Origin of the sequence: Rheinheimera sp. WS51 (assembly GCF_050936095.1) — a bacterium.
Classification (GTDB): domain Bacteria; phylum Pseudomonadota; class Gammaproteobacteria; order Enterobacterales; family Alteromonadaceae; genus Alishewanella.
In genome coordinates this window covers 522,692-539,736 of sequence record NZ_JBOTRC010000001.1, presented here as the reverse complement: position 1 = coordinate 539,736, position 17,045 = coordinate 522,692, and the positions used below count along the sequence as shown (strand labels likewise).

General features: G+C 39.9%; 18 protein-coding genes. 8 read left to right on the top strand and 10 right to left on the bottom strand.

The window, feature by feature from the left end:
• Positions 1 to 52 precede the first annotated feature (52 nt).
• Complete coding sequence (locus ACRCA4_RS02550; protein WP_433183694.1) at positions 53 to 1,876, top strand: EAL domain-containing protein; 1,824 nt, start codon at positions 53 to 55, stop codon at positions 1,874 to 1,876.
• Here ACRCA4_RS02550 and gpsA read toward each other — a convergent pair.
• From gpsA to ACRCA4_RS02530, 4 genes are read right to left on the bottom strand one after another with little or no spacing between them, the layout of a single operon-like run.
• Complete coding sequence (gpsA, locus tag ACRCA4_RS02545) at positions 1,873 to 2,880, bottom strand: NAD(P)H-dependent glycerol-3-phosphate dehydrogenase (protein ID WP_433183691.1); 1,008 nt, start codon at positions 2,878 to 2,880, stop codon at positions 1,873 to 1,875. The two genes, ACRCA4_RS02550 and gpsA, sit on opposite strands and share 4 nt — an antisense overlap.
• A 4-nt stretch (positions 2,881 to 2,884) precedes the next feature.
• Entirely contained in the window at positions 2,885 to 3,376 is a 492-nt protein-coding gene (gene secB, locus ACRCA4_RS02540; RefSeq protein WP_433183689.1) for a protein-export chaperone SecB, read from the bottom strand.
• 24 nt (positions 3,377 to 3,400) lie between these two features.
• Positions 3,401 to 3,658 (bottom strand): glutaredoxin 3, encoded by a 258-nt coding sequence (gene grxC / locus ACRCA4_RS02535; RefSeq protein WP_433183686.1) that lies wholly within the window; start codon positions 3,656 to 3,658, stop codon positions 3,401 to 3,403.
• Between the two features lie 2 nt (positions 3,659 to 3,660).
• The gene (locus tag ACRCA4_RS02530; protein ID WP_433183683.1) at positions 3,661 to 4,095 is read right to left on the bottom strand and encodes a rhodanese-like domain-containing protein; all 435 of its coding nucleotides are present in this window, start codon (positions 4,093 to 4,095) and stop codon (positions 3,661 to 3,663) included.
• A 166-nt stretch (positions 4,096 to 4,261) separates the two neighbouring features.
• On the opposite strand from ACRCA4_RS02530, the gene gpmM reads away from it, so the two are divergent.
• The 3 genes from gpmM (at position 4,262) to ACRCA4_RS02515 (ending at position 7,801) form a co-directional block, all read left to right on the top strand.
• Positions 4,262 to 5,806: a 2,3-bisphosphoglycerate-independent phosphoglycerate mutase gene (gene gpmM, locus ACRCA4_RS02525; RefSeq protein WP_433183680.1), complete on the top strand. Its 1,545-nt coding sequence runs from the start codon at positions 4,262 to 4,264 to the stop codon at positions 5,804 to 5,806.
• Entirely contained in the window at positions 5,807 to 6,937 is a 1,131-nt protein-coding gene (locus ACRCA4_RS02520) for a murein hydrolase activator EnvC family protein (protein WP_433183677.1), read from the top strand.
• Between the two features lie 90 nt (positions 6,938 to 7,027).
• Entirely contained in the window at positions 7,028 to 7,801 is a 774-nt protein-coding gene (locus tag ACRCA4_RS02515; RefSeq protein ID WP_433183674.1) for a divergent polysaccharide deacetylase family protein, read from the top strand.
• Positions 7,802 to 7,869: 68 nt separating this feature from the next.
• Here the strand turns inward: ACRCA4_RS02515 and rpoH are convergent, their stop codons facing one another.
• The 4 genes from rpoH to ftsY form a co-directional block, all read right to left on the bottom strand.
• Positions 7,870 to 8,721, bottom strand: coding sequence for an RNA polymerase sigma factor RpoH (gene rpoH / locus ACRCA4_RS02510; RefSeq protein WP_433183671.1), 852 nt, complete (start codon positions 8,719 to 8,721; stop codon positions 7,870 to 7,872).
• Between the two features lie 126 nt (positions 8,722 to 8,847).
• Positions 8,848 to 9,831, bottom strand: a complete 984-nt coding sequence (ftsX, locus tag ACRCA4_RS02505) for a permease-like cell division protein FtsX (RefSeq protein ID WP_433183668.1) — start codon at positions 9,829 to 9,831, stop codon at positions 8,848 to 8,850.
• Entirely contained in the window at positions 9,828 to 10,514 is a 687-nt protein-coding gene (gene ftsE, locus ACRCA4_RS02500; protein WP_433183665.1) for a cell division ATP-binding protein FtsE, read from the bottom strand. Before ftsE ends, ftsX begins: the two co-directional genes overlap by 4 nt.
• A 1-nt stretch (position 10,515) precedes the next feature.
• The gene (gene ftsY / locus ACRCA4_RS02495) at positions 10,516 to 11,538 is read right to left on the bottom strand and encodes a signal recognition particle-docking protein FtsY (RefSeq protein WP_433184402.1); all 1,023 of its coding nucleotides are present in this window, start codon (positions 11,536 to 11,538) and stop codon (positions 10,516 to 10,518) included.
• A 517-nt stretch (positions 11,539 to 12,055) separates the two neighbouring features.
• Between ftsY and rsmD the strand changes: the two genes are divergently transcribed.
• The gene (gene rsmD / locus ACRCA4_RS02490) at positions 12,056 to 12,685 is read left to right on the top strand and encodes a 16S rRNA (guanine(966)-N(2))-methyltransferase RsmD (RefSeq protein WP_433183663.1); all 630 of its coding nucleotides are present in this window, start codon (positions 12,056 to 12,058) and stop codon (positions 12,683 to 12,685) included.
• Between the two features lie 17 nt (positions 12,686 to 12,702).
• Here the strand turns inward: rsmD and ACRCA4_RS02485 are convergent, their stop codons facing one another.
• Both ACRCA4_RS02485 and ACRCA4_RS02480 read right to left on the bottom strand, forming a co-directional pair.
• A complete protein-coding gene (locus tag ACRCA4_RS02485) occupies positions 12,703 to 13,323 on the bottom strand; it encodes a YjaG family protein (protein WP_433183660.1) in 621 nt (206 codons plus the stop codon).
• 31 nt (positions 13,324 to 13,354) lie between these two features.
• Positions 13,355 to 14,710, bottom strand: coding sequence for a hypothetical protein (locus ACRCA4_RS02480; protein WP_433183657.1), 1,356 nt, complete (start codon positions 14,708 to 14,710; stop codon positions 13,355 to 13,357).
• A gap of 365 nt (positions 14,711 to 15,075) precedes the next feature.
• Here ACRCA4_RS02480 and ACRCA4_RS02475 point away from each other — a divergent pair, with 365 nt between their 5' ends.
• The 3 genes from ACRCA4_RS02475 (at position 15,076) to ACRCA4_RS02465 (ending at position 16,991) form a co-directional block, all read left to right on the top strand.
• Entirely contained in the window at positions 15,076 to 15,666 is a 591-nt protein-coding gene (locus tag ACRCA4_RS02475) for a DUF4136 domain-containing protein (protein ID WP_433183654.1), read from the top strand.
• Between the two features lie 212 nt (positions 15,667 to 15,878).
• The gene (locus ACRCA4_RS02470; protein ID WP_433183652.1) at positions 15,879 to 16,517 is read left to right on the top strand and encodes a 2OG-Fe(II) oxygenase; all 639 of its coding nucleotides are present in this window, start codon (positions 15,879 to 15,881) and stop codon (positions 16,515 to 16,517) included.
• Positions 16,518 to 16,601: 84 nt separating this feature from the next.
• On the top strand, positions 16,602 to 16,991 hold the full coding sequence (locus tag ACRCA4_RS02465) for a hypothetical protein (protein ID WP_433183649.1): 390 nt from the start codon (positions 16,602 to 16,604) through the stop codon (positions 16,989 to 16,991).
• The last annotated feature ends 54 nt before the right edge of the window (positions 16,992 to 17,045 follow it).

Genomic DNA, 17,045 nt, shown 5'->3' with positions numbered 1-17,045 from the left:
GCTTAAAAAGCTTTTGTTTTTCAAGTTTGTTCTACTCTTTTCTAGCTGCGTTTTGGCTATAGAAAATACCGATTTTTTAGTAAGCTGGGCAAACTTTTGGACCCTAAGCTTAATATTAGTTGTTAGCTTTGCTGTCTTCTTTACTTATGGTGTTTACAAACGCCGATTTAACCATCTTAACCAGCAATATCAACAGCTATTAAGCTTTTTGCACCACTCCAATGAACTGGTTGCGGTTCTAGATCATAAATTGGAGCCTAATTTTATAAACTCGCATTTACTGGCATTAACGAACCAAGCAACAACGGATGCCAACTCTCTCAGCCTCATTAGCTATACAACCGAAAATTCCATGCAGCTTATGAATACTTTACTTGAGAACAGCTTAAGTGAACGCGCTTATTGGCAAGGCGAGTTATGGCTTGCTAGTAACAACACCGAAAAACGGCGCTGTATATCTGCATCAATAACTCAGTTAGGTAACTCACCGCCGCTAAAGTATTTGTTTGTTGGTCAAGATATCTCAAGCCAAAAGCGTCAGCAGCAATTACTGTTACAACAACGGATTAGAGATCCCGAAACGAATGTTTTAGCATCAGCTGTATTTAATGAGTTTTTAGACAAAGCAATCCAAAGCTGTACCCCTCAAAAACCAAAACTTATCCTATTAATAATAAAAGTTAACCTGGAAAAAGATGATCTAGACTCTAAAGCACAAACAGCAATTAGCGAACAATTAGTTAGCCTAGCCAAATATATGCAACATCAACTACCTAAAGGGGCAGTTTTAGGTCGGCATAGCACAGATAGTTTGTCTTTACTTCTTCCAGCTTATTTATGCACTGCAAATATAAATAGCTTTGCTAGCCATCTAGCTCTGACTATTTTAAATCACAATTCCTCAGTAGAAAGACTCAGTAATAATTTAGAAACAGCGATAGGCATAGCAGTTTATCCAGATGATGCAGATACAACAGACGCCATTTTAACCACGGCATCAGCTGCATTACTAAATAGCAGCAGTAAAGATCCTAAACAAAGAATTCAATTCGCAAATAGTTTAACCCAACAGGATTACCTTGAAAGCCTAAATCAAGAAGCCACATTGGCACTGGCAATAGAAAACCAGCAAATAGAGGTTTATTTTCAACCACAAATAAGTATCTCTAGTAACAAGGTAGTTGGTTATGAAGCTCTACTTCGTTGGCTTTGCCCGATGCGCGGAACAATTTCGGCGCAAAATTTTATCCAATTAGCGTATGACACAAGGCTGATTCTCAGTCTAGATCATGCTGTTATTGATAAGTGCTGCCAACAGTTTCTTCAATGGCATAAACAGGGACTTGAACGAGGGCGTATATCAATTAATATTGCCAAGATAAGTTTTGAGCAAGACGATTTCGTTACACGTTTAAAGCAACAATTACAACAACACCACCTTGCAGGTGAACACTTTGCACTAGAACTTTCAGAAGAGGTGTTTTTATCCCCTTGCGTTAATTTATCGGCAAAGCTACAACAATTAATTGAGTTAGGTTTGCAAATTACCTTAGATAAAGTTGGTGAAGGTGTACTATCAATAGATGTATTACGGCGCTACCCATTGCACAACATTAAACTGACTAAAAGCTATATAGCCGATATAGAGCATAACGAACAACAGCGCAATATCACCGCTAGCTTGATCAGGATCGCTTCGTATTTGCAATTAAATATAATCGCGGTTGGTATAGAGAATGAAATGCAGGCTTATCTGTTACATGTGATGGGCTGCGATATACTACAAGGCTTTTTGTTCAGTAAAGCCTTGCCAGCAAAAGACATTGCTGGCTTATTAACAAAAGAAAATAAATTATTGCACAAGCACGGTCACTAAGATAACTCGTCGCGCTTTTCTCGGCCTAATAAATCAAGTGCTGCAGTTTTTGCATCTTTACCTTTATAAAGCACCTGATAAATTTGCTCGGTTATCGGCATTTCTACCTGATAACGCTGAGCCAAATTGAAAACCTCTTTGGTATTTCTATAGCCTTCTACAACTTGACCTATCGTCGTCATTGCTTCTGCAACGGCTTCGCCTTGGCCTAGTAACAATCCAAATCGTCGGTTTCTTGATTGGTTATCAGTGCAGGTCAGCACTAAATCACCTAAACCAGCCATCCCCATAAACGTATCTTTTTGAGCACCCATAGCACAACCTAATCGACACATCTCAGTTAGGCCACGAGTAATTAATGCCGTTCTAGCATTAGCACCAAAACCAATGCCATCAGCCATACCGGCACCAATGGCAATAACGTTCTTAACCGCACCACCTAATTGCACGCCAATAAAATCTGGATTGGTATAAACTCGAAAACTTTTGGCACAATGTAGCAGCGATGATAACTCATCAATAAACTCAGGATCAGTTGACGAAAGTGTTATCGCCGTTGGCATTCCAGCAGCCATTTCTTTAGCAAAGGTTGGACCAGAAAAAACAGCTAAAGGAACTTTGTCACCTAGAATATCTCTGGCTACATCTTGCAGTAAACGGCCTGTCTCTGGCTCTAAACCTTTAGTTGCCCAAGCTACTCGCGCTTTAGGCTGAAGAAAGGGTTTAACCTGTTTCAACGTATCAGCAAATGCATGGCTAGGAACAACAATAAGAATATTCTGACTAGTTGCCACGGTTTTAGCTAAATCTGAACTTAACTGCAATGAAACTGGCAAAAGAATTCCTGGCAAGTAACGCTCATTACAGCGCTGCTGTTCCATTTTCTTCATCTCAGCAACATTACGACCCCACAAACTGATTGTGTTGCCATTTCTAGCTAAACAAATAGCTAGCGCGGTACCATAAGATCCCGCGCCAAGCACTGCTATTGCAGAGTTTTTCATGCTATTAAGCGTCTGCTGTAGCGCCTTGCGCTTCAGCTTGACGTTTTTGTAAGTACTGGGCATACAAGGCATCAAAATTAACCGGTGCTAAGTTTAGTTGTGGGAAAGTACCACGATTAACTAAGTTAGAAACGGCTTCACGTGCATACGGGAATAACATGTTAGGACAATAAGATGCCAACATATGCGCTAGCTGTGCATCTTCAACTTCACCAATAGAAAAAATACCGGCTTGTTGCACTTCACATAAAAACGCTGTTTCACCTTCAACAGTTGTTGTAACTGTCAATGACAAGATAACTTGGTAAGTGTTTTCTTCTAGCTTCTCACTGCGCGTGTCTAAATCTAGTTTAACTTCTGGCTTCCATTCTTTACGAAAGATCGCTGGTGCGTTTGGTGCTTCAAATGAAATATCTTTAACAAAGATACGTTGGATAGCAAACTGTAACCCCTGAGATTGTTGTTCGTTTGCACCATTTACTTGTTGATCAGCCATAATAATTCCTAATTTATATTATATTTATTGAGTTAATAAAGCAGCTAAGTCACCTGCAGCATCCAGAGCCATCAAATCATCACAGCCACCGACATGAAAATCATTAATAAAAATTTGTGGCACCGTTGTACGGCCATTCGCTTTTTCAATCATTTCAGGCCTTCTCTCAGGCTGTTGATCTATACGTATTTCCTCATAGGATACGCCTTTATTTTGTAACAACATTGCAGCTTGCATGCAATAAGGGCAATACGCTTTGGTATAGATAACTACTTTTGACATATTTATTTCTTCGCTTTAACTATCGGTAAATTTGCACTTGTCCAAGCGCCCATACCACCTTGTAATATCGACACCTTGGTAAAGCCTTGTTTTGCCAAAGTGGCTGCTACTTTCTGTGCACTCATACCAGCTTGACATACTACAATAATGGGCACATCTTTTTTCTTTTCAAGGCCTGAAAGTTTTTCTGCTTCAATGTCAGCCGCAGTAAGATGCTTTGCATCGGTAATATGTCCCTTAGCGAAGTCTGCTTCGGCACGTATATCTACTACCACGGCATCATGCCGATTAACCTGTAATGTTAACTCGGTAGGGGAAAGTTGCGCTACTGAACTTAAACGCTGTTTAAACCAGCCAAAAATTAACAAACCTGCGATAACCAACCAAGCAAGGCTTAACATCGGATGATTACTAAAAAAATCTATATACTGCTGCATAACCTATTCTGCTTTTACTAAAATAAACCAGTGCCAAGTATACCCAGTTTGCAAAAATAAAGCAGCAATTAAGCAGACACAAAGCGGATCAAGACTAGCGAATTTTGTAGAATTCGGTAAGATATTAACCACATTAATCCCCTTAAAGTTTAGTTACGGAGTCTGCATGGCCAGCAAAAAAAAACCTTTAGTTCTTTTAATTCTTGATGGCTGGGGCTACCGCGAAGACAAAACAAACAATGCCATTGCGCAAGCGAATACACCCGTGATGGATAAGTTATGGCAGGAGTATCCTCATAGTTTAATTTCAGGCTCAGGCCTAGATGTAGGCTTACCTGATGGCCAAATGGGTAACTCTGAAGTGGGTCATGTTAATTTAGGCTCTGGCCGGGTTGTTTATCAAGATTTTACTCGCATCACTAAAGCCATTGCTGACGGCGACTTTTTTACTAATCCGCAACTCACTTCAGCCGTTCAAGGCGCTGTAACTAAACAAAAAGCGGTGCATATTATGGGTTTATTATCACCTGGTGGTGTCCATAGCCATGAGGACCATATTATCGCTATGGTTAAGCTTGCTCAGCAACAAGGCGCTGAAAAAGTCTATGTCCATGCCTTTTTAGATGGCCGAGACACCCCGCCACGAAGTGCTGAGGCTTCATTAAAAAAACTTGAGCAACATTTTGCTACAACAGGTTGCGGCCAAATAGCTTCTATTATTGGCCGATATTACGCCATGGACAGAGATAATCGCTGGGACCGTGTTGAACAAGCCTATAACTTAATAACGGCAGGCCAAGCTGAGTTTACGGCTTCATCAGCGGTCGACGGCTTAAAGCAAGCTTATCAACGTGATGAAAATGATGAGTTTGTCCAAGCAACCAAAATTGAATCAAAAAACGGCAACACTATTAGTTTAGAAGATGGTGACGCTTTAATTTTTATGAACTTCCGAGCGGATCGTGCTCGTCAATTTAGTCGGGCTTTTGTAGACGCTGCATTTGACGGCTTTCATCGTCAAAAACAACCGAAGCTAAGCCAATTTGTTATGCTAACTGAATACGCAAAAAATATAGATGCGCCTTGTGCTTATCCACCGGTAGCGTTAAACAATGTGCTTGGCGAATGGTTAGCTAAGCAAAACAAAACTCAGTTAAGAATTTCTGAAACAGAAAAGTATGCCCATGTTACTTTCTTTTTTAGCGGCGGCCGTGAAACCTTATTTGAAGGTGAGCAAAGAGTGCTTATTGAGTCACCTAAAGTAGCTACTTACGACTTAAAACCGGAAATGAGCTCAACAGAACTTACCGACAAGCTAGTAGAGGCTATTCATAGTGGTGATTTTGATACTATTATCTGTAATTATCCAAATGGCGACATGGTAGGCCATACTGGAGTATTACCGGCAGCAATTAAAGCAGTTGAGGCCGTTGACCACTGTATTGGCCGTGTTGTCGAAGCGTTACAGCAAGTTGGTGGCGAATGTTTAATTACAGCTGACCACGGTAATGCCGAGCTAATGCGCGATATAGAGTCAGGCCAAGCCCATACAGCACATACCAATGGGCCGGTACCTTTTATTTATGTAGGTCGGCCTGCTACAGCCATTTCCGGTGGTGTATTAAGTGATGTTGCACCAACTATGTTACATTTAATGCAATTACCTATTCCGCCAGAAATGACCGGAAAAATCTTAATGCAAGTAGATTAAATGCACAAATCAGGCTTAAAAATTTGGCTACAGCAACACTTATGGTTGCTGTTGTTTTGTTGTGTAACCAGTCAAGCTCAGCAACAAGAAGAGCTTGCTCAAGTTCAGCAGCAAATTGAACTGACAGAACGAGAAGTTAAACAACAACAAAAACAGCTAGAGAGAGCCGAGAAAAAATTACAGCAATCTGATCGAGAGTTATCTAAGGCTTCAATACAAGTTAATGAAACAGAGCAGCAGCGTGATGCAATAATTGTTCAACAACAACAACTGCAAGATCAACAACTCGAATATCAACAACAGCTTAGTAAACAAACCGAGTTGCTTGAAGCGCAAATAAAAAGTGCTCATCAACTTGGCCAACACGACTATAGCAAGATGCTATTAAATCAAAAAGACGCCTCAAAATTAGAGCGTGTATTAACTTACTATCAATATTTTAATCAAGCTAGGCTTAAGCAACTGGATAGTATTAATGTAACCTTATCCGAACTTAAAAAGATTGCCAGTGAGTTAATTGATAAACAGCAGCAACTTGAGGCTAGCCTAAAAAAACTACAACAACAACAGCACCAACTTAATAACGCTAAACGAAGTCAACAACAAGCTATTGCTCGCTTGCAGACAATGCTACAAAAGCAAGGTAAGCAGCTAGATTACCTACGCCAAAACGAAGCAAGTTTACAAGCCACTATTGAAAAATTAAACAAAATGGCCCAACAAGTCCAGGAATTAAAGGGTCTCACTAATCAAAAAGGACAACTCACTTGGCCAGTCAGTGGCAAACTGAGTCAACATTTTGGTCAAAAGCGACAAGGTGGCATGTCATCTAAAGGGATCATCATTGACACTACAGAGGGGGCGGCGATAAAAGCAATAGCGGATGGCCAAGTTATTTATGCAGATTGGTTAAAAGGTTATGGCTGGGTTATAGTCCTTGATCATGGTGCTGGCTTTATGAGCTTGTATGGCCACAACCAGTCTTTGCTTAAAAAGCCTGGCAGTCGCATCACCGCCGGAGAAACCATTGCGGCAGCAGGTATGAGTGGTGGTCAAACTTCAGCTGGGTTATATTTTGAAATTAGAAATAAAGGTGAAGCTGTTAATCCCATTAGTTGGCTCAACAAATAAAAACCGAAAAAATGCTTTATTAACATTTATAACTATTTATACTTTATAACAAAATAGCCTAGCTAAACACCAAATGAGAATAATAATAACGTGCGACGCTTTTTATTTATTATAGTCTTACTGTTAAGCTGTAATCTGCAAGCTAACAGTTTTAAACCAACTATCGCTATTATTATAGATGATATTGGCTACCAAAAATCTGATTTTAAATTAATCGATTTACCTTATGCTTTAACTTTTTCAGTATTGCCTCACACCCCTTATGGCCAGCGTACAGCACGCTACGCTTTTTCAAGGCAAAGGGATGTTATGTTGCATATGCCGATGCAATCAACCCATCATACAGCTGAAGAATTAGGTACCCTATCTCAGCATATGACTAAGCAGCAGGTACAACATAGCTTACAAACAGCACTGGCAGATATTCCTTATGCTATTGGTATCAACAATCACATGGGCAGTTTATTTACTGAGCTAGAGCAGCATATGGCTTGGACCATGGAGTATTTACAACACCGTCACTTATTTTTTGTCGACAGTCTTACTACACCAAGAAGCACGGCTGATAAGTATGCATCAGAGTATGGTGTGACAAGTTTAAGTCGTCATGTTTTTCTAGATAATGAGCAAACAGAAGATGCCATCAGTAAGCAATTTGATCAGCTTATACGACTGGCTAAATCAGGTAGACCCGCTATTGCCATTGGTCACCCCTATCCCGAAACCTATAACTTTTTACGTAAGCATCTTCCCTTACTTAAACAGCAAGGTATTCAGTTAGTAGGAATATCAAAGCTGTTACCACAAGAACATAGTGTGGTCGCCGCAGGCTTTACCGCCCCAGCGGTTTCTGCCCCGCAATAACCGCGTAAAACAGACAAAAAAAGCAGCTGTTAGGCTGCTTTTTTTTGTAGTGACTATTTTAGCTATTATTAAGCCATCGCTGCCTGAAGTTTTTTCATGGCATTTTTCTCTAACTGACGAACACGCTCTGCTGATACCGAATAACGATCAGCTAGCTCTTGCAAGGTTAGCTTGTTATTGTCTAACCAACGAGCACGAACAATGTCTTGACTGCGTTCATCTAAAGTACGAATTGCTGCTTGTAATTTATCAATCGCTGCCGTATCAGATTGTTCTTCTTCAACCTGTAAAGCGACATCTGAATTTTTATCTTGTAAGTAATAGACAGGAGCGCTAAAGCTAGCATCATCGTCTTCATCAGGTGCATCAAACGGCATATCATAATTGCTCATGCGTGATTCCATTTCACGCACCTCATGCTCAGCAACACCCAGTGTTTCTGCTACATTTTTAACTTCGTCTTGGCTAAACCAACCTAAATGTTTCTTTGAGCGGCGTAAATTGAAAAATAATTTACGTTGTGCTTTGGTTGTAGCAACTTTAACTATGCGCCAATTTTTTAATACATATTCATGGATTTCTGCTTTAATCCAATGGACGGCAAAAGAAACTAGTCTTACTCCAACCGCAGGGTCAAAACGTTTTACCGCCTTCATTAAGCCGATATTACCCTCTTGAATTAAATCACTAACCGGTAAACCATAACCTGAGTAACTGCGTGCTATATGTACCACAAAGCGTAAATGAGAAATAATTAATTTTCGAGCTGCTTCTAAATCACCCGTTTCAAATAAACGTTTAGCAAGCTCACGCTCTTCATCTACAGTTAGCATTGCAATTGAACTCACAGCATGGGTATAGGCCTCTAAGCTACTGCTAGTGGCTACCGGGAATGGGATCATTTTTGCTGTATCGTTCATTATGGTGTCCTTTTCAATCTGACTGAAACCAATCTTAGCACTCTTTGACAGAGAGTGCTAATTTTAGTTCCTAATATTTTTAGATCTGCTAGCTATAACGATATTATATTTAAGAACTAAGCGATATTAAGGGCCTGTAGGCTCAATACTACTAATATGGCGACGTACCGATAAGTATGAGCCGCCTAGGCCTAATAAGACCGCAATCAGCATTAAACCTATGAACTCAGAAAAATTTAAGGACATAAGTTGAAATTGACTTTGATATAAAGAAGTAACTCCGCCAATCGCGCCCTGCAGCCACCACAGCATCATTTCAACAATCAAGAAAGACACTAAGCCACCAAAAACGCCAAACCAAACCCCACTGTACAGAAAAGGTCGCTGAATAAAAGCGTCAGTAGCGCCGACCAGCTTCATCACTTCAATTTCATCTTTTTTATTCATAATCGACAAACGAATAGTATTGCCAATAATTAATAGCACCGCGCTTAATAGTAGTAGCGCAATAACAAGAACCGCTTGACGCAACAAGCTAACAATAGCCTCCAGACGAATAAGCCAGTCAATATCAAGCTTTCCAGTATCCACTAATCGTTCGTTTAACAAACGCGTTAATAGCTGTTTAGCCGGCTCTGCAGCCGTATTACTCGGTAATACTAATAATACGTCAGGTAAAGGATTGGCTTTTAATAACGACAAAGCACTGCCGAAGCCAGACACTTGTGAAAACTCGTCCAATGCTTGTTGCTTATTAATCCAGGTTACACGCGCAATCTCTTTATCTGACTCTAAAATATGTACTAAACCAGCAATTTGTTTGTCAGAACTGCCTTCTTTGATAAATAAGCTTATTTCAGCAGCTTCAGTAAAGCCATCACTAATTTGCTGAACATTCTTAACGAGTAAATGCAGCGTGGTCGGCAAAGTTAAGCTTACTCCTAACACTGCAATAGTCAGCATAGATGCCGAAGGTGTGCGCCATAATTCACCTAAACTAAATAACGCCTGACGCACATGGTCTATCCAAAACATCAAAAAACGTCGAACAGGTCCGACCTTGCGTGCCGAAGCGCCACTGGTAACGCGACCGGAAAATAACATACTCATATAGGCGCATCCTCAGCATGAAACAAGCCATCGTTAATCATCTTGCCTTGTTTTAAGGTTAAGGTGCGATACTTTTTCCTAGCCACTAGCCCTAAATCATGGGTAGCCACTAGCACGGATACACCTACCTGGTTAAAAGCTTCAAACACCCGTAAAATTTCTTTCGATAATTCAGGATCAAGGTTACCAGTAGGCTCATCAGCTAACAGTAATGGCGGTTTATTGACTACCGCTCGCGCAATACCTACGCGCTGCTGCTCTCCACCAGATAAGGTATGAGGCAAACATCGTACTTTATCTAGTAGTCCTACTTTATCTAAAGCCGCATGAACACGTTTAACCATATCTTTACCGCTAAAGCCTTCTATAACTAAAGGTAAAGCAACATTATCAAACACGGTATGGTTCATTAATAAACGGTGATTTTGAAATATAATACCAATATCCCGACGAACAAAAGGGATGTGAGCACGACGAATTCGACTTAAATCGACATCATTAATTAATACTCTTCCTACTGAAGGTCGTTCAATCAAGCTAATAAGTTTTAATAAGGTACTTTTACCTGCACCCGAATGACCCGTTAAAAAGGCCATTTCTCCGCGTTCTAACTTAAAACTAACGCGATCTAAGGCAACAAAGCCACCCTGATAACTTTTGCTCACTTGATCAAACTGCAACATATTAGAGATCTCGGTTAAATAATGCTTGGATAAAATCTTTACTATTAAACTCGCGTAAATCATCCAGCCCTTCACCTACACCAATATAGCGAATAGGAAGGTTAAATTTATCTGCAATGGCAAATATCACACCGCCTTTGGCTGTGCCGTCAAGTTTTGTTAAGCTAATTCCGGTTAAGGGTACAGCTTCATTAAATACTTTAGCTTGGCTTAGCGCATTTTGGCCAGTACCTGCATCAAGTGTTAACATGACTTCATGCGGTGCATTAGGTTCGATTTTCTGTAATACACGGACAATTTTCTTCAGCTCTTCCATTAAATGCGCTTTATTTTGCAAGCGGCCTGCTGTATCAGCAATTAATACATCCACTTTCCTTGCTTTAGCTGCTTGATAGGCGTCAAAAATAACAGAGGCACTATCTGCCCCGGTATGCTGAGCAATAACCGGAATATCATTACGTTGACCCCATACCTGCAACTGCTCAACGGCTGCGGCACGAAATGTGTCGCCTGCCGCTAGCATGACATTTTTACCTTGCAGCTTATATTGCTTAGCCATTTTACCTATAGTCGTAGTTTTACCTACGCCATTAACCCCAATCATTAAAATAACAAAAGGACCTTGTTCGCACTTAGGCACTAGTGGTTGTTCCACTTCGCTAAGCAGCACTGCCATATCCTGTTGTAATTTATCAAATAATAAAGTGGCATCTTTTAATGATTTACGATCAGCATGTCGCTCTAACTGGCTAATCAATTTTTGTGTTGTTTCAACACCTAAATCGGCCATAAGCAATTGCGTTTCAAGCTCTTCATATAACTCATCATCAATTTTACGGCCCGTAAATAAACCGGCTAAACCCGCGCCTAGGTTTTGGCTAGTCTTTGCTAAACCTTGCTTTAAGCGAGCAAAAAAACCAACTTTTTTCGCTGGTTGTTCAAACTCAACCTTAGCCTCAGCAACTTGAGGTTCAGGCTTAACCGCTTCGGGCTGATTTTCTACTACTTTAGGCGGCTCAATAATTTCTGGTTGAGTTTCTACAAGCACAGGTTCAGTGTTTACAACTTCGGTTTCAACGCTGACCTCTTCAGGCTCTAGTTGTTCATCGGGTGTTACAACGGCTTCGCTTTGCGTATTAATTACCGTATCCGTTAACGGATCAACATTTTCAGCAGACTCAGGAGTAGTTGCAGATATAATGTCAGCTGTAGTAGTTACAGCTGTTTCTGCCGTCTCGTCGGTTGCAGCAACTTGAGTAGCAAGCGGCTGTGTGCTTTGTCTGCTTGGGTCATCAGTTGCCCCCACAGACTTGTCTGTTGTTGTCACAACAGCTTCTGATTGCACATCCTGGTTAGAATGCTGATTTTTCTCTGCAGCCCCCGTTTCAGGAACATTGGAGTCGGTTGAATTTTTTTTGCCAAGGCCTAGCCAAGAAAACAGTTTATTTTTTTTGCTCATAAGCTCAAGTGTATACAATTAAAAACTAAGGTAAACTTAAGCGCTATACTAACACCTTTGCGTTAAAGGCAAAATGGAATCGATGAAACAAGCAAAAGCAAAGCGAAAAATAAAAACAGCTACAGGACTAAATAAACAGCAAACAGCCTTAAGTAAAGCACCTGGTGATGTTAGGGTTATCAGTGGCAAGTGGCGAGGCCGTAAGCTACCGGTTTTTAATGCAGAAGGTTTGCGACCTACTCCAGATCGGGTAAAAGAAACATTATTTAATTGGCTAATGCAGCATATAGACGGCGCCCTTGTACTGGATTGCTTTTCCGGCAGCGGAAGCTTAGCTATAGAAGCGCTGTCTCGTCATGCTCATTTTGCTAGTTTAATCGAGCGTGATCGCAAACTAGCTAGCCATTTAAGCCAAAATTTACAACGTTTAAATTGCACTAATGCAGAAGTAATAAATCAAGACTGCCTAAACGTTTTAGCAAAAACTGCGTCTAAACAATACGATATTGTATTTATTGATCCTCCATTTCATAAAGATCTTGCGATGGTGTGCTGCCAAGCATTAGAGAATAACGCTTGGCTCAATCAAGGTAGCTTTATTTATTTAGAAGTAGAAAAGGAATTAGATGTTAGCCTGGTTCCGAGCAATTGGCTGCTAATAAAGCAACAACAAGCAGGTCAGCTGGCATATAGGTTATACCAGCGACAGTAACATAACCCTTTGCCGGGTTATGTTTGTTCAGCGGCAACCAACTCCATGCCTAAGTTAGTTAAGCCTTGCTGCTTAACCCAAGCTTGCAGTAATTGCCGTTGTTCTCGTTCAAAGCGTTTAATTGGTTGCACTAAAGCAATCAATTCAGCCAAGCATTCCATCTCATATTGCATTAAGGGGTGCTCGCGAACCATTTTTTTTAGCTCAGCTTCACTAGTAATTTCTTGATCTTCTGATTCATATTCAATTAATCGTGCTACTGACGCCTGCGATATTTTAGCAACATCAATAAAGTCAGCACTGTCTTGCAAAGCAATACCATTTAGCATCATATCTAATGCGGTTAAGGTATCAACCGCAGGATAAACACCAAAAATATCAAACTGACTTACTTCGGGCATTATTAACTCAAGATCAGCCGCTAATTTCTCAAAGTTTATTTTAGCTTTTTTAACCGTTAACCATTCCCAGATCAAGGTTAAAATATGGCGAGGTAACTCAGGATCACCACTCTTAGTCACTTCAGCAAACAACTGATAGTTCGGTAGCATACGTTCAAGTAGTGTTGCGGCAATAGCCGCTTGCTGATAAAAGCTAAGCTCACGCATAGCTTGAAAATTATTAGCTTTGTGTTTCATTTAGATCCTAACAAAGGGGGAGTAACGAGGATTAACTCGTTACTTGTAATTGTTTTTGTGCATATTCAAACTTAAGTTTCAATTCCATTATGCGTTCTTCCATTTCTTGAACAACGGCTTGTTGTTGCACTTCTTTTTCTTGTAACTCCATCCGCAGTGTACGAATTATTTCTCTGCTATTATCAGCTTCAGACTGTTGTTTTTGTTCAGCTGCATATTGCCTATTTTGAGCATGCTCCAGCTGAGCTTCAATTTTTTGCTGACGAGATTCTTGAGTTTGATTTTGTTCTACTAGGTCAACATAGCGGCTTTGTAGCTCTGTTAATTCAGAGTCTAGCGTTGCGGCTCTTTCTGCAGAAGCTTGCTGCTCGGCTAAAGTCTCGTTTAATTGTTGCTTCAGGGTAGTGTTATCATCAGTTAAATTCTGAACGCTTTGTTGTTGCTGCTGAATTTTTTGCTGTTGTAGTTCAACGGTTTTACTGCGATCTTGTAATTCTTGTTGCAGTTTAGAGATGGTTTGAGATTTTTCTTGCAAAGATTGATCATTCGCAGCCATTTGCTGCTGTGCTGATACTAATTCGGCTTCAAGCTGGGTCAACTGATTCTGAGTAGATTCTAATTCAACAACATGCTGATGCTTCAACTGATGAAGTTGTTGCTCATGTTCACTTTGTAACTGGGTCAGTTCCTGCTCAAACTTAGCGTTAGATTCATTTTGATCAGTTAAGTGCTTTTGCTGTTGATTCTGTAAAAGCTTAAGTTCTGTTTTAGCTTGCTGTAACTCTAATTTTAAATCATGGGCTGCAAGCTTAGCTTGCTCTGATTCGGCTTGTAAATCTTTAAGCTGCTGTTGTAAATCATCAACTTTTTCGACTTGTTCTGAAGATTGCTGGGCTTGGTTATTTGCTTGATTCTCAGTGAGTTCAGCAATTTTTTGTTGTAACTTTTCATACTCAGCTTGATTTTTCTGCTGTAACTCTTGGTAATGTTCTTGTTCAGCAACAAGGTCTCGCATGGTTGCGGTAAGCTCAGACTCAACACTCGCTAACCGGTGAGTTAATTCATTTTTTTCTTGCTGTAAAGCGCTAAGCGATTCATCGTTTGTTTCAGACTTAGCGCCTGATTGCTGTAACAATTTTTTTGCTTGCTGCCATTCTTTAAACAACTTTTGATAGGCTTGCTCTTGCTCTTTTAAACGATGTTGCCATTGTTTATCAGCATCAGCTAGCACTTCAGTTGCAAACTGCTGCATTGACTGCTGCTGCATCTCAATTAGTTGGCTGGAAAAACCTTCTATGCTTTCTTGCATGCTTAATTTCGCAGCTTGAGAGAGCTCAGCAATACGTTGCGGACTAGTATTATTATTATTTTGTTTTACTGTAGTCATTATCAGTTCTCGTTTTACTTTGGCTACTTAAAAATACAAGCTAGTTGTCAGTAGCACTATTACAATTAAACTGGCTACATATAGCGATGCCTAACCTACCACACTGACACCCTACTGGTACTTTAGTGTAATATGACTTATCTACGATAGCTAACGCTAAAAATGTATTTTAGATTTTTTTATTTTTATACAATTTAAAACAGTAACTTAATTTAATTAAATGTATTATAAATAATGACACTTTATCATTAAATTAAAAAATTTTCTTGTTTAAGGGCCAGTTCATAATACATAACCTAGTATATTTTAACAGTGAACTTGTTAGACTAGCTCAGCGAGATCAACCTTGGAAGGACCTTTTACTTATGTTAAATATTAATCCTAAACGAATTACTGCTCTTTTAAGTGCAGTGGTGCTGTTATCACTTGCAGCTTGTTCTTCAGGTCCGCAAGTACGTTCAGACTCTGTCTCTAATACTAACTTTACTTCTTATAAAACTTTCGGTTTTATTGAACAATTAGCAACAGATAAAGCAGGTTATACCACTATAGTTACCCAAAACTTTAAGGCAGCTATTAGTAAAGAGATGGCACTAGCTGGTTACGAATATAGCGAACAGAACCCGGATTTATTAGTTAACTTTAACTCTAATATTGAAAACAGAACCGAAGTACGCTCTATGCCAAGTGCGAGCATTAGTTATGGTTACTATAATTATCGTCGTGGTATTTATGCCGGTTTCCCTTTATACACAACAGAAGTAGATACGGTGAATTATAAAGTTGGCACCGTTAATATAGATATTGTTGATGCGGCGAAAAAACAACTCATTTGGGAAGGCGTAGCGGAAGGTACCTTAAGAAAGTCTGATCTTAACCAACCTAAAAAAGCGGTTAATAAAGTTGTAAACTTAATTATGCAGCAATACCCAACCTACCCTAAATCACAGCAGTAATTATCTCATTTATGATATTTGCTACAGACTGCAAGGCTATTTAAATTTAGCCTATCGCAGTCTGTAATTACTTAATACTGCTATCTATACCTGCAACATACATCAATTTTCTTTTCAATTTATCTTACTTATCTTAAAGAGTAATAGCTTTAATTAGACATTACTGTCTATTCCCTGTACAACGGCGCATCCTTAATTCTGGTTTCGCCTCTATGGCTATTATTAATTCTTTGGCAGCTACCGATAACATCTTCTTCTCATCTTTAATTGAGCATGTTTATCAATATGGCTGGGTATTTTTACCGCAGTTTTTAACCCCAGAGCTCAATGCTGCCCTATTACATGAAGCACAATATGAAGCCGACCTTACCCTTGCCGGCATTGGCCGTAGCAATGCTCATCAGCTAAATATGCAAATTCGTCGCGATGCAACCAAATGGTTTGATGGCCAAAGCTCGGCTCAACAGAACTATTTACAGTTAATGGCTAAGTTACAGCAAGCTTTAAACCGGCAATGTTTTTTGGGCCTATTCGACTTTGAATGTCATTTTGCTCGTTATCAGCAGGGAGATTTTTATAAAAAGCACTTAGATGCTTTTAAAGGCCGCACCAATAGGGTCTTAACAACGGTTAGCTATCTAAATACGGTTAAACAAGGTGGCCAGTTAGCTTTATATGATGAAAAAGACACGCTAATTAAAACCATTACACCGACTGCAGGCAGTTTGCTGCTATTTGAAAGCGAACGCTTTCCTCATGAAGTATTACCCGCTCAAGATCCGCGCTTTAGCATCGCAGGCTGGTTTCGCAAAAATGCTAATATTAATGGAGTGTTAGACCCCGCTAATTAAAAATAAGCCTGTGAGCGACATAAGCCTCAGCTTCTGCTTAATATTCTCTTCCCAATAGCACATTAAGCGCTTATTATAATACTGATGCGCACTTTTATTAGTTATGTCATTTTAATTTGCCTAACACTATCCAGCTTAACCGGATCGGTGGCTTTAGCCCATGACATAACAGAATCTAATTTAGTTAGCACCGAACACGTAACCCCAGAAACACCACCCTGTCATAGCTTAACAGAAACAGTAGCAGTACAAGACAGCGCCAGCCACCCTGACAATTGTTGTATGCAAGACACACTATGTGATGAGAACGATTGCGATAAAGGCTGTTGTGCTCAGCACTGTGCGGTAACTAGTGCCTTACTTAATTCCGCCTTATTAAATTATATTGCTGGTTCAATGAACAGCAATAACTCTCTAACAACCTTTGCCACTTGGTTATTTTATAAAGACCCGCCACCGCCTATAAACGCCTGATTGACACTATAACGTTACGCTAGATAGCTAGCCGTTTTTCGTCTTTATCAGGAT